The organism is Gimesia panareensis (assembly GCF_007748155.1).
Lineage (GTDB): Bacteria > Planctomycetota > Planctomycetia > Planctomycetales > Planctomycetaceae > Gimesia > Gimesia panareensis.
On record NZ_CP037421.1, the window covers coordinates 6,234,906 to 6,247,591 of the forward strand.

The 12,686-nt window shown below is 54.5% G+C and carries 12 protein-coding genes; 9 read left to right on the plus strand and 3 right to left on the minus strand.

The window, feature by feature from the left end; all coding sequences use genetic code 11:
• The first annotated feature begins 25 nt into the window (after positions 1-25).
• The 8 genes from Enr10x_RS23225 to Enr10x_RS23260 all read left to right on the plus strand — a co-directional run bounded on the left by Enr10x_RS23225 (position 26) and on the right by Enr10x_RS23260 (position 6,919).
• On the plus strand, positions 26-412 hold the full coding sequence (locus tag Enr10x_RS23225) for a globin domain-containing protein (protein WP_145451525.1): 387 nt from the start codon (positions 26-28) through the stop codon (positions 410-412).
• A 35-nt stretch (positions 413-447) separates the two neighbouring features.
• Positions 448-855 (plus strand): HIT domain-containing protein, encoded by a 408-nt coding sequence (locus tag Enr10x_RS23230; RefSeq protein ID WP_145451526.1) that lies wholly within the window; start codon positions 448-450, stop codon positions 853-855.
• A 33-nt stretch (positions 856-888) separates the two neighbouring features.
• Positions 889-1,896, plus strand: a complete 1,008-nt coding sequence (locus Enr10x_RS23235) for a Gfo/Idh/MocA family protein (protein ID WP_145451527.1) — start codon at positions 889-891, stop codon at positions 1,894-1,896.
• A gap of 184 nt (positions 1,897-2,080) precedes the next feature.
• Positions 2,081-2,503 carry a cupin domain-containing protein gene (locus tag Enr10x_RS23240; protein ID WP_145451528.1) on the plus strand — a complete coding sequence of 141 codons (423 nt, stop codon included), beginning with the start codon at positions 2,081-2,083 and terminating at the stop codon, positions 2,501-2,503.
• A gap of 175 nt (positions 2,504-2,678) precedes the next feature.
• Positions 2,679-3,134 (plus strand): hypothetical protein, encoded by a 456-nt coding sequence (locus Enr10x_RS23245; RefSeq protein WP_232093110.1) that lies wholly within the window; start codon positions 2,679-2,681, stop codon positions 3,132-3,134.
• Between the two features lie 55 nt (positions 3,135-3,189).
• Positions 3,190-4,539: a glutamine synthetase family protein gene (locus Enr10x_RS23250; RefSeq protein ID WP_145451529.1), complete on the plus strand. Its 1,350-nt coding sequence runs from the start codon at positions 3,190-3,192 to the stop codon at positions 4,537-4,539.
• Positions 4,540-4,696: 157 nt separating this feature from the next.
• Positions 4,697-5,464: a FadR/GntR family transcriptional regulator gene (locus Enr10x_RS23255; RefSeq protein WP_145451530.1), complete on the plus strand. Its 768-nt coding sequence runs from the start codon at positions 4,697-4,699 to the stop codon at positions 5,462-5,464.
• A 36-nt stretch (positions 5,465-5,500) separates the two neighbouring features.
• A complete protein-coding gene (locus Enr10x_RS23260; RefSeq protein WP_145451531.1) occupies positions 5,501-6,919 on the plus strand; it encodes a hypothetical protein in 1,419 nt (472 codons plus the stop codon).
• A 112-nt stretch (positions 6,920-7,031) separates the two neighbouring features.
• On the opposite strand, the gene Enr10x_RS23265 is transcribed toward Enr10x_RS23260, so the two are convergent.
• A protein-coding gene (locus tag Enr10x_RS23265; RefSeq protein WP_390621349.1) for an IS5 family transposase occupies positions 7,032-7,861 on the minus strand; the annotation gives its coding sequence in 2 pieces (ribosomal slippage) (positions 7,032-7,471 and positions 7,471-7,861; 831 coding nt in all).
• A gap of 135 nt (positions 7,862-7,996) precedes the next feature.
• On the opposite strand from Enr10x_RS23265, the gene Enr10x_RS23270 reads away from it, so the two are divergent.
• Entirely contained in the window at positions 7,997-9,130 is a 1,134-nt protein-coding gene (locus tag Enr10x_RS23270; RefSeq protein ID WP_145451532.1) for a leucine-rich repeat domain-containing protein, read from the plus strand.
• Between the two features lie 68 nt (positions 9,131-9,198).
• Here Enr10x_RS23270 and Enr10x_RS23275 read toward each other — a convergent pair whose 3' ends face one another.
• Together Enr10x_RS23275 and Enr10x_RS23280 are read right to left on the minus strand one after the other, a co-directional pair.
• Positions 9,199-10,506 carry a Gfo/Idh/MocA family oxidoreductase gene (locus Enr10x_RS23275; RefSeq protein ID WP_145451533.1) on the minus strand — a complete coding sequence of 436 codons (1,308 nt, stop codon included), beginning with the start codon at positions 10,504-10,506 and terminating at the stop codon, positions 9,199-9,201.
• A 317-nt stretch (positions 10,507-10,823) separates the two neighbouring features.
• The gene (locus Enr10x_RS23280; RefSeq protein ID WP_145451534.1) at positions 10,824-12,605 is read right to left on the minus strand and encodes an arylsulfatase; all 1,782 of its coding nucleotides are present in this window, start codon (positions 12,603-12,605) and stop codon (positions 10,824-10,826) included.
• Positions 12,606-12,686: the final 81 nt, after the last annotated feature.

Genomic DNA, 12,686 nt, shown 5'->3' on the forward strand with positions numbered 1-12,686 from the left:
AACTGCAGAGGACACGCGAACGTCGATGAATCAGATTGCGCTGGAAGAAATCTTTGACCACCTGGGCGAAACACACCTTGAACAGCTGATCGCCGCTTTTTACCGCCGGGTTAAAACCGATGAGATTCTACAGCCCATGTATCCGGCTGATGACTTCGATGGAGCGGAATACCGGCTGAAGGAGTTTCTGGTCTACCGCCTGGGCGGACCGCAACGTTATCTGCAGGAGCGGGGTCATCCGGCACTCCGCATGCGACATGCCCCGTTCGCGATCGACCAGAGTGCCCGGGATCGCTGGATGGAGCTGATGACCGCAGCGATGACAGAGACTGAAATCCCCGTTGAAATCAGGCAAACCCTCGAACCGTTTTTCGACCAGATGGCAACCTTTCTGATCAATCGGGCTGGATAAACGATTTCGAGATCGTGCAACACAAAGGAGTCAACATGCAACTGGACGCGCGTCTGCAGGCGGACTGCAGCCTGATTTGCGAGCTGACAGAATCGAGCCTGCTGCTGATGAACAATGCGCTGGTGGACTGGTTCATCCTGGTCCCCCACTGCGAGGAGATCGAGCTCACCAATCTTCCCTTCGACAGGCAGACCACCATCCTGCAGCAGGTGAACCTGGTGGCCCGCTATCTGCAGCAGAACTGTGCGCCGGACAAACTGAATATCGCGACCCTGGGCAACGTTGTCAGCCAGCTCCATATTCATGTCATCGGTCGGAAACAGACCGATCCCTACTGGCCGGCTCCGGTCTGGGGGCAGCCAGAGCGCCGTGACTATACGGAACCAGAAATCGAACAGATCAGGCAGGCCTTCTCCGAATTTCTACAGCAGCAATCTCAATAAGCATTCCCCTTATTAAAGTCATTGAGCAACATTATGTCAGAATCAGCATTGCGAATTGGAGTTCTCGGTTTAATTCACGACCATGTCTGGGATCACTTGCCCCAGCTCGCGCATTCCCAAAACGCCGAGCTCGTGGCTGCCTTCGATACCAACCAGGAACTCCGCGACCGCGTTCAGAACGAATACGGGTGTCCGGTCTATGACACAGCCGAAGCGCTGTTATCCGAACAGGAACTGGACGGCGTCTATATTTTCAGCAGCAACAAAGCGGGCGCGGAACTGACTCTGCTGGCTCTGGAGCAGGGGCTGCCTGTGATGATTGAAAAACCGATGGCCGCCAGCCTGTCGCAGGCCGAGGCCATGCTGGCTGCCGCTCAAGAGAAAAATCTGTGCCTGATGGTCAACTGGCCGTTTGCCTGGTGGCCGCAGATGCAGCATGCACTTGCGCTGGCCAAATCAGGAGGCATCGGAGACCTCTGGCAGGTAAAATACCGGGCCGCCCATGCCGGTCCGAAGGAACTGGGGTGCAGTGATTATTTCTGCGACTGGCTGTTTGATCCGGAGCTGAACGGAGCCGGTGCCATGATGGATTACTGCTGCTACGGCTGTGTCCTCGCCAGCGATCTCCTGGGGACGCCGGATTCTGTCACCGGAATCGGTGGGCAGTATCGCCCCGCTCCGCTGGGAGTCGAGGACAACGCGCTGATCGTCATGCAATATCCCCATGGTATTGCGACCGCGGAAGGTTCCTGGTCTCAAATCGGCAAACTGACAGCCTATGCGACCGCCATTTATGGGACTCAGGGGACCCTGATTGTCGAACCGCACAAAAAAGGCAGACTGATGCTGGCGACCGCAGCAGATCCGCTGGGGTCAGAGGTGAAAGTAGAGTGTCCAGTGCTCTCTCTGCAGACCGCGACCGAACATTTTGCCCATTGTATCCGAACGGGAGAAACGCCCTGGGAACTGTGTGACCCGCAGATCAGCCTGTCTGCACAGCAGATTCTGGAAGCAGGCGTGCAGCAGCTGAAACCATGCTGAAGATGAAGTTTGCTCCTTTTGGGAATCGCCCCTTTTCTGTCTGACTCCTGTATCTTACAATAAAGACAGGCACCCGCCAGATTTACAGTTCGCGTGCCTGACTCGGTGACGCCTGCTGGTTCATTGAGCTGGAATCAGTCTGCATCACTGGAGAAGCATAGACTCAAACAGAAGGATAGCAGTCATGACACTCTCACATGCCAAAGCGGGTGAAGTGGTTGACATAAGCCCGCTGGGCGCTGGCCTGGAGTCAGCCAAAACGACCACGCTGGTCAAAACCGATGCATTACAGATCGTCCGTCTGGTCCTGCAGGCAGGTCGGTCCCTGCCCAATCATTCTGCTGCAGGCATTTTAACCGTGCAATGCCTGGAAGGCCGTGTGCAGTTCAACTGTCTGGGTGAAAGCCATGAACTCTCCCCAGGACAGTTACTCCATCTGCCCCATGCGGAGCCGCATTCGGTCGAATGTCTGGAATCTGCATCGCTGCTGCTGACCATCATCTCGGATCCCTCAGGCAAACGTCCACTGAATGCCATCGATGAAGCATCAGATGAATCGTTTCCGGCCAGCGATCCGCCCGCCTGGAACGCAGGAAAAAGAACCTGAGTTCACAAGCTGCCTTGAGCTTCTACTGGTACCTCGGGCAAGGGGATTGTGAAAAACCACTAAATACCCTTTCCAGAATCTGATTGAATCTTTTAGAATTCAATCAGGGCCTGAGTTCTGTCATCTACAGCCTCAGGTTCCTTTCTATCCTGAGACACTTATGAAGGAGCAACCCATGCGCAGCATCCTACTCGTTATTGTTTGTGGAATTCTCATCACGGGTGGCAGCGATCAGAGAACTTCCCTCTCCCCCGCGCAGGCGACAGAGCTGGTTCATGTCGCTACGAAACCCAAAAAGAAAGATCCCGCGCAGGAAAAAGTCTCCCAGTTCATGCAGGAGAAACTGAACAGTTCCAAGGCCGTACTGGAAGGTCTGGTCACGGAAGATTTTGAGCAAATCCAGAAGGGTGCGCAAAAGCTGATCGAAATGAGTAATGCCACCGAGTGGCAGGTTGTGGAAGGACCGATCTTCGCACAACAGAGTGCCGAATTTCGCAACGCTGCCAAAGAACTGCAGAATTACGCCAAAAAGAAGAATATCGATGGAGCCTCTCTCAGCTATCTGCATCTGACAATGACCTGCATCGCCTGTCATAAAGAAATCAAAAAGACGGCAGTTGTGATGCGTTAAACCATCTCGCGGTCTATTTCACACAACGGGTCCACTACCGATAAGAGAGAGACAGATGCAGCGGGATCTTCTGGAAAAACAGCTGCGGGAATACAACATCGAACTGGTGCGCGCGATCTACGTCGGGCCCGACGGCATTGCCCGCGGGAAAGCGTTTCTGCCCGGGAGTATCGATGAGGTCCTCGAACGGGGGCTGGGGCTTACACAGGCGCAGGCGTCGGTCACGGTTTTCGATCACCTGCCTCCGGAAAGCCAGTTTCAGCCGGTAGGTGAGGTCCGCATCTGTCCGGACATCAATACGTTTCAGGTGCTCCCCTATCTCCCGGGCCATGCGCGGATGATTTCCAACCTGAACACCATTCAGGGGGATCCCTGGGAACTCTGCCCGCGGCATCTGCTCCAGACCTTTCTCGACAAACTGACAGAACGGGGACTGGTTCTGCGTGCTGCATTTGAAAACGAATTTACGATTTACCGTAATGTGCACGACAACTGGGAGCCGCTGGATCAGACCAACTGTTTCAGTTCGGCCGCCATGGATATGGCCAGCCCCTATATCCTGCCGATTCTCTCTGCACTGGAACAACAGGGAGTACAGGTCGAGAAGTATTATCCGGAAGCAGGCCACGGTCAGCATGAAATCCCTATTCGGCACCAGGAGGGTATGCTGGCTGCAGATCAGCAGGTCACGTTCAAAGAAACCGTACGGGGCGTCGCGCTGGCAAATGACTTCCGGATTTCGTTTATGCCCAAAGCATCTCCCGATTCAGCCGGTAACGGGTGCCACATTCACTTCAGCCTCTGGGACAAAGAGACCGAACAGAATCTGTTTTACGACAAGGAGGCCCCATTCGGACTTTCAGAACTGGCACTGCATTTTATGGCGGGAGTCCTGAATCACCTGCCGGCTGTGATGTCGTTCACTGCCCCAACTACCAATTCCTACAGTCGCTTTGTCGAGCGCTGCTGGAGTTCCTGTTACGCTTCCTGGGGCCCCGACAACCGTGAAGCCACCCTGCGGGCTGCGTCCGGATTCCTGGGGCAGGAAGCAGCCACCGTCAATGTCGAATTCAAACCGTCTGACCCGACATGCAACCCTTATTTCGCCCTCTCGGCGCTCCTCTGTGCCGGGCTGGAGGGAATCGACAATGCTGCTTCTCCCGGTGAGCCGATCATGACCGATCCGGCACTGTTGACTCCGGAAGAACGCGAAGCACGGGGAATGACGCGTTATCCTGCGGATCTCTCAACCTCACTGGCCGGCCTCGAAGAAGATGCCCTGTTTCAGCAAAGCTTCGGCGAATCGCGGATTGCAGACTATCTGACCATGAAACGAGCGGAGATTGAAATGATCAATTCACTCGAACATGCCGCGGAACAGACTGCCTACCTCTTCCGTTTTTAAAGATTCACTCCTGTATCGATAGCCACTATCCGAATTCTTTTTCCTGTAGTCTGTTGATTTTATATTAATTTCTTATCAGCATATGATTACTTAATGATGCTCACGAAATAGTGCCCACCATAGCTTTCACTCCCCGTCAAACTTTGAGAAGTGAAACATGCCAGAACCGACCGACCTTTTAAACTCTGACAGCTGGGCAACCTCTTTCCCCAAAAGCTCAGAAATTGCAGAACAGATCTGCCTGCGAATCCAGAGAGAAAAACTGGTACCGGGCAGCTACCTGGGAACCGTGGAAAAACTGACCGAGGAGTTTGGAGTCTCCCGTTCCGTGATTCGTGAAGCGGTCGGGAATCTGCGCGGACTGGGAGTCATTACCGGCCGCCCCAAAGTGGGACTATCCGTTGCAGAAGGTGACATTCAGTCTGTCTTACGCAAAGTTCTGGTTCCCCAGACCACCTGTGAAAAAGGCTGGCGGGAAGTGGCTCAGTTGCGCGTGGTGATTGAAATTGGTTCCCTCCCGATGGTGACCCACAATATTACAGAAGCACAACTGGACCGCCTGCAGCAGATCATCGACGAACAGAGCACACTCCTGGCTAACGATCAGCTCTCATCGGGACTGCTGTTACAAAAGTTTGTGGAAAAAGATCTGCTCTTCCACGAAGCGCTGTTACAGTCAGCCAACCAGGAACTGATCACACAGTTTCATCAGGTGCTGATGAAGTATTTTCAACAGGGCATTGATTTCTTTCCGCTGCCCACATTCCAGATGATTCACGAACACCAGCAGGTGGTTGATGCCCTCCGGGATCGTGACTGCGCTGCAGCCGTCCAAAGTCTAACGGCACATCTGAAACCGATTCATTCCATACTGAATTCGCTGGATGAAACAACGGAATCGTCGTCAGACGAATCCTTCGATTAAACCCGTTCCTACAATACAGAGACGAGGTCCACCAAGATGAAGATCCTCTGCCTGTGCGCCGTTTTGCTGCTCCCTGCCTGGTCAGTTGTGGGTGCCGATGAACCGGTTCGCCAGATTGGTTCTCGCCGGGAACTGTTTGTCGATCGCTTTCTGGTCGATAAGTTAATCGACGCCGAACTCAAACTGCACACACCGCAGCTCATGCCCCCCGTCTCACCGCCACGCCCGCACGGCCATTACGCGACGGTCCTCAAGGCGGACGATAAATTTCAATTCTATTATCGGGGCGATACCCAACCGGGTAACCACTGGAAAAAAGGGTGGGAGCAGTACCACGATGGTGAAGTCACTCTGTATGCGGAAAGCAAAGATGCCATTCACTGGACCTTACCTCACCTGGGAATCTACCCGGATCACCCGACCTTTCCATCGGGAAATGTCGTACTGATGCATGAGTTTCTGGTGAACCACAATTTCACGCCCTTCATCGATACCCGACCCGGCGTGCCTGCTTCCGAAAAATACAAGGCACTGGGCGGACTCGCCTACCAGCCCAATCAGCACCTCGAAGTTCGTAAACGCAGGGGAGCGGGTGGACTGAAAGCGTTCGTCTCGCCGGACGGGATTCACTGGGAGCCGCTGCAGAAAGAACCGGTGATTCCTGAAGCGTGGGGCAAATACTTCGATTCCCAGAACTACGCATTCTGGTCCGAGAATGAGCAGGCCTACGTCTGCTATTTCCGGCGGTTTATTAAAGGCTATCGTGGCATTGCCCGCACGACGTCAAAAGACTTTATCCACTGGACTCCGTTCCAGGAAATGCCCGTCAATCTGCCCAACGAACATCTTTATACCGCCTGCACGCAGCCTTACTTTCGTGCACCGCACATCTACTTTGCGCTGCCGACGCGATTTATGGCCAAACGGGGGGCCGCAACCGACATCCTGTTTATGAGTGCCCGCGGTGATGCGCTCTACGATCGAGAATTCACCCAGTCTTTCATCCGCCCCGGTGTCGGCATGGATGGCTGGGCAAATCGTGCCAACTATGCGGCCATCGGCATTCACCAGACCGGACCTGCCGAAATGTCGCTGTTTCTGACCGGAGGCAGGCGTTATACCCTGCGGCTGGACGGTGTTGCTTCCGTCAACGCGCCACTCGCAGGGGGGACGTTCATCACGAAACCGCTCACCTTTACCGGTAAAGAGCTGGAGATCAATTACTCCACCAGCGCCGCTGGACAGATCCAGGTCGAAATTCAGGACGAAGCCGGCAATCCCCTGCCCGGCTTCACCCTGGAAGATTGCGAACCGATTTACGGCGACCATATCGCCCGCATTGTACGCTGGAAACAGGGCCCTGATGTCTCCTCCCTGGCTGGTCAGCCGGTGCGACTTCGGTTTGTGATGCATGATGCCGACCTCTATGCGTTGAAGTTCAATCCTGCGAAATAACCTGATGCTCAGCTGCGTTTCTCTGACCACACCGGATTTCAACAAAAAACGGAATTGCTGTCTTGTCATCGGTTTTGAGTCTTCCTGCGAGTCGGTATGCTTAGAAGTGGTTTCATAACTTATTAAGTAAGGTGAACACGCACGCGAGTTGTGCGAATCCTAAAAACAAATGACTGTATCGTTCATATCGTATTACCAGACGACGAAAGTTGAACAGCCAGCTGATGGTGCGTTCGACTTTCCAGCGGCGTCGATATCGCCGCAGAGCACGCCCGTCTTGCGTCGCTGGTTTCACACGGTTCTTGCGATGCGGACAGATCAGCTCTATCTGCCGTTCCGCCAGCTCTGTGCGCAGGGGATCGCTGTCGGCCGCACGATCATAAATCAGGCGATCGGGGTCGCGTGGCAAAACTCGCTGGTCCAGCAGGGATTCAATCAGCTTCACCTCTGCCGGAGAGGCACTGGCACGATCCAAAGCGAGAGGGAGCCCGTTTCCGTCGACCAGCAGCATAAGCTTGGTTCCCTTTCCCCGTTTTGTCTTTCCGACATCGGCGCCCCTTTTTTTGCGGGGCAGAATGTGCCATCCCCGAATGCTTCCGACCAGACAACCAGCTTCCGGCGGTCTAAGTGTTCGAGCAATCGCTGCCACGCTTCCAGGAAGACACCGTCTTCGGTCCATTCCTTGAAACGCCGCCAGCAGGTGCTGGGAGATGGTAAAAATGTTGGTAAATCTTTCCATCGGGCACCGGTCCTTAATACCCAAAGGATTCCTTCGAGGCACTCGCGGGCAGCCACTCTGGGCCGCCCTCCGGCTGCGTTTACCGGTGGTTCTGGAAACAGATCTTTGATCAGAAGCCATTGCTCGTCCGAGAGTTGTGGTTTTGGTTCCGTCCTGGACCCGGTAATGTTGCGACCTGTGGCAGGTCGTGACACGCGGGTCATGGTCATAATGAGACCTCCTTTCGAGGGAGGTACTCGTACAAATACTATACCAAACTGTTCACGTAGTTTTGGGTTTTGAAACTACCTCTAGTGTCAGACGACCACTTTTGCTACTTATGCTTGAAGGATCACACTATGAAACCATTTCGAGAAGCTTTGATTCTCGTTTTCTGTCTGACTCTGATCACCGGCTGTGCCGAAAAATCCGAGGTCAAACCGTCTGCCTCCAAGGAAACAGCGGAAAGCAGCAAACCGGCCCGGGAGGCATCCCAACCCAGCGTTCCGGAAAGTGAACTCAAAGCTGCGGAGTCGCTCAAAGCCGCCGGTGCAAAGTTGAAACTGGATCAAGCGGGTTACGTAATCGAAGTCAATCTGCGCGGCACTCTGATTGATGATGCCAAAGATCTCCAGGGGATCACCCAGCTGTCGCGTCTGCGTTCGCTGCTGTTTAACGAAACCCCGATTACCGAAGCGGAACTCGAGTTGATCGCCAAAGTCGCGTCCCTGGAAAATCTGGACGCCCGCGACTGCTCGCTGAATAATAAATCGATTTCTTACCTGACCGGGCTCTCCAAACTGAAGGCACTTCGCCTGTCGGGCAATGAGGATATCGACGATGAAGCGATGCCCGACATCAACAAGCTGACCAACCTCAAAGTGCTGATGCTCGACTTCCTCTGGGTCAGTGACGACGGATTGACACAACTGAAAGATCTGCAGAAGCTGGAAGAAATCTATCTCGCCAAAACGCTGATTGACGACAAAGCACTGCAGACGCTCACCACATTCCCCAAACTGAAGAAGATCCGTCTGGCCCAGAATCAGATTTCGAACGAGGGGCTGGCCGCACTGGCGAAGATGCCCCAGATTGTCGAACTGGACCTGAGCGAAAACAGCCTGCTCTCCGATCCCGGGATGCAGCACCTGGCAGGCCTCAAGGCCATGCAGAAACTCAATCTCTGGCGGGTCGCCCTGACCGATACAGGTGTCAAACCGTTACAGGGCCTGACAAACATGGAATGGCTGAACCTGGATAATACGCAGGTCACCGATGCGGGGCTGAAATACCTCAAAGACATGCACAAGCTGGAATTTCTGCACCTGGGATCGACCCCGGTCTCCGATGCCGGCCTGCCGGCTCTGGAAAGTCTGACCAGCCTCAAAGAACTGACAGTCACGCGTACCGCAGTCTCGGCGGAAGGTGTCAAAGAGCTGAAAAAGAAATTGCCGAATACGAAAATTCAGTTGAAGTATATTCCTGGCGAATAGTCCAGCCAGTCGATCAGACCGGCTCCACCCCACGGGAGGAGCCGGCGTTGATCCGGTTGACTGCGGGATTAAACGACTTCCCAGCCGTCGCGGTACTCTTTCGAGATAAACTTGTCGGCGTCAGAGCAGTTTGTTGCTTTGAGGTTCGCAGCATCCCATTCCAGGGCACACTTCGAACGATACGCCACGTTGCCCAGCAGCACGGCTTCGGTTAACGCACCGGAATAATCAAAGTTGCAGGTGGTGGGTGAACCATCTTTGCAGGCCTTGATCCATTCCGCATGATGACCGATGGACTTGGGGATGGTTTGCTTCGGCGGCTTAAAGTCGCCAAACTTTTCTTTCGGGAAGAGTTTGTAGCTGCCGTAATTGGCAAACATGGAACCTTCCGTTCCGACGAACATCACGCCACTGCCGGGAACACGCTGACCGGCGACTTTCTTGGGAATCCTGTTCCCGTCGTACCAGGTCAGATTCACCGGAACCAGGCTGCCCCGTTTGGGGAACTGGTAGCGAACAATCAAGCCGTGCGGACAGGCTTCCGGATGTACTTCCGGTCCATCCGCTTCACAGTGGGTCGGGTGCCGCAGGTCCAGTGCCCAGAATGGCAAGTCCATATAATGGCAGGCCATGTCGCCCAGGGTTCCCTGGCCGAACTGCCACCAGCGACGCCATTGTGCGGGATGATAACGGCCAGCAGCATAGGGCCGCTCGGGTGCCGGTCCGAGCCACAGATCCCAGTTCAGATTCTTGGGAGGTTCCTGGGTTTCGGTCGGCAGATCGCCACCGCCCCAGCCTTTGCCGACCCAGACGTGAACTTCGTCGATATCACCCAGGACTCCGGACCGTACGACTTCCACGACGCGGCGGTAGTTATCGCCGGCATGAATCTGAGTTCCCAGCTGAGTCGCAACGCCCTGCTTTTTGGCTTCCTCTGCGATAATGCGGGCTTCCTGAACGGTGTGCGTCAGCGGCTTTTCACAGTAGACATGCAACCCTTTGCGGATGGCGCGAATGGATGCGGGTGCGTGATGATGGTCGGTGGTGCCGATGACGACCGCGTCAATTTTTCCATCTTCGCTCTCCAGCATCTCACGATAGTCTGCATACCGGCGGGCATCGGGGAAGCTGGCACCGGCTCGATCCAGGTAGTTCGAGTCGACGTCAACCAGCGCAACAATGTTCTCGCCTTTGACACCTTCGACATCGGCGGCAGCCCGGTTGGCAGTTCCGATACAGGCAATATTCAGTTTTTCGTTCGCAGACTTCGAAGCAGCCGGGGCCAGTCCGGTCCAGACCCCGGTTGAAATGGCGGCTGCTCCGGCTGTGGTCGTTTTCAGAAACTCACGTCGGCTGAAGTTTGAATTCTTTTGCATTAATCAATCCCGTAAACAGAGGAAGGCCGCAGTGCATGTCGACCTGTGGAGTGATGATTGAATGACGTTCTGCCGCCAATTCTCCCGGTTTTCACCAGGTCTGCCCCAGACTTCATACGTATCTGGCCTGAATCCGCTGGAGAATTCAGGCCCAGAAACGCAGCATTTCGCCCTGGAGCAGAGCATCTATAATTTAAGATTCCTTATTTATAGTAAATGGAATCCTGACTCAAGACCATTCCAGTTGGGAAACCTTTTGCACTTTCTGCGAGAATGCAGCCTCCCTGTACTGACGCTTCATATGGGGAAAATCCCGCTCAATGGGCGGACGATCCCGCGGGTTTCTGGATGAGGTAAACCATCATCGGGCCGCGTTCGATATCGCCCTCGATGATTTTTACATCGACAGTCTGCTCTCCCTTATGCAGGGTGACATTTTTGAACACATGCTCCGCCTGATCAGCGGGCACCACCGCATGGAACAGGTCATTACCGACCTTCATCGTCAGTTCAGACGGAAGTGGTGGCTGTGATTTGGAGAACAGCACTTTGAGATCATAGTTTCCGTCTTCTTCCACCGTGATCAGCCAGACGCCGCGTGCATCGCGTGTCCAGCCCTTTCCCTTCGGACCGGAATACCGCCAGTCCTGACGGGTGAGCACGGTGGTGGTCTCTTTGGGGTTCCCCACATGGATCCGGGGGGGCGCATAATTATCAGGCCGTGTATGGCTCACGTCGGCAAACCATTGGTCATACTGATTCGTCAGCCATTTCGCGATCGCCGGCTTCTCTTGAGACAGATCGTGACGTTCCCCGGGATCATCGACGAGTTGAAACAGTTTTCCGGGGGCATCCGGTTTGGAAAACGTCATCTTGTAATTCTGAGTCACGACCGCAGCATTAGTTCGTGCGGTCGGTTCATCACCCCGATGCCACTGCATGAACAGGGCGCGCTCGGGCCAGTTGTCGGCTTCGTTTTTGAGCAGCGGGAGAATATTTTTGCCGTCCAGTTTCAGCGACTTCGGTTTGGAAACACCGGTGGCTGCCAGAATCGTCGGAAAGACATCGTAGTGCGCTGCGATCCGGCCGTTGACGGTGCCCGGTTTGAGCTGCGCGGGCCAGTGCGCGAGCAGCGGAGAGCGAATGCCCCCTTCGTTGACGCTGCCTTTCGAGCCCTGATGCGGGCCGACATACCGCGGACCATTGGGGCCGTTATCATTCAGGAACAGGACCAGCGTATTGTCGTAAGCGCCGATCTGTTTCAGATGCTTGAACAGTCGCCCGATATTCTGATCGATGTTTTCAATCATCGAAAAGACGCGTGAGGTCTTATCGTACAGTTTTTCATTTTTGCGTTTGGGGTTCAGGGTATAACCGTACGCGTCATTCAGGTCCATCGCTTTATACTTCTCGCGGAGCGCCTCGGGAACATCGCCGAAGGGACCGTGCGGTGCGTTGGTAGCCAGGTAAATAAAGGTCGGCTTATCATCTGCTTCATTCTGTTCGATGAATTTCATCGCATGGTCAAAATAAATATCGGTGCAGTACCCTTTCATCTGCTTCTTTTCGCCATTATGAAACAGAACCGGGTCTGTGTATTTACCGGCACCTTCCGGGGGATCGCTGGGCTGACCGATGCCGCCGCCACGCAGTACGAGTACTTCCTCAAAACCCTGATCCTGGGGACGCATGGGATAACAGTCCCCCAGATGCCATTTGCCGAAGATCCCGGTCCGGTATCCGGCAGGTTTCAGGACTTCGGCAATGGTCACTTCTTCCGGTTCCATCATGGCACGTCCGATATAGGTGTCGATGGCCCGTGTCCGGTAGTTGTAGCGGCCCGTCATCAGATTGGCCCGGGTGGGCGTGCAGACCGGGCTCACATAAAAGCGACTCATCCGCGCCCCGCGTTCCGCCATGGCGTTGAGATTGGGGGTATTGAGAATTTTGTTTCCCAGAAAGCCATAGTCCCAGCCTCCCTGGTCATCGGTCATAATCAGGATGACGTTGGTATGTTTGGCAGCGGACAGCGTAGCTGGACTGCAGACGAAGAGCACCAGCAGCAGGACTGCGAGAAATTTTGCTTTTGAGTATGTCATGTTGTCGAATCCAGAGGCAAGGAAAAAAGGAATGCAGTATCTGGGCAGTGGAATCGGCGGGGATTTGGTATGCAGAATTTC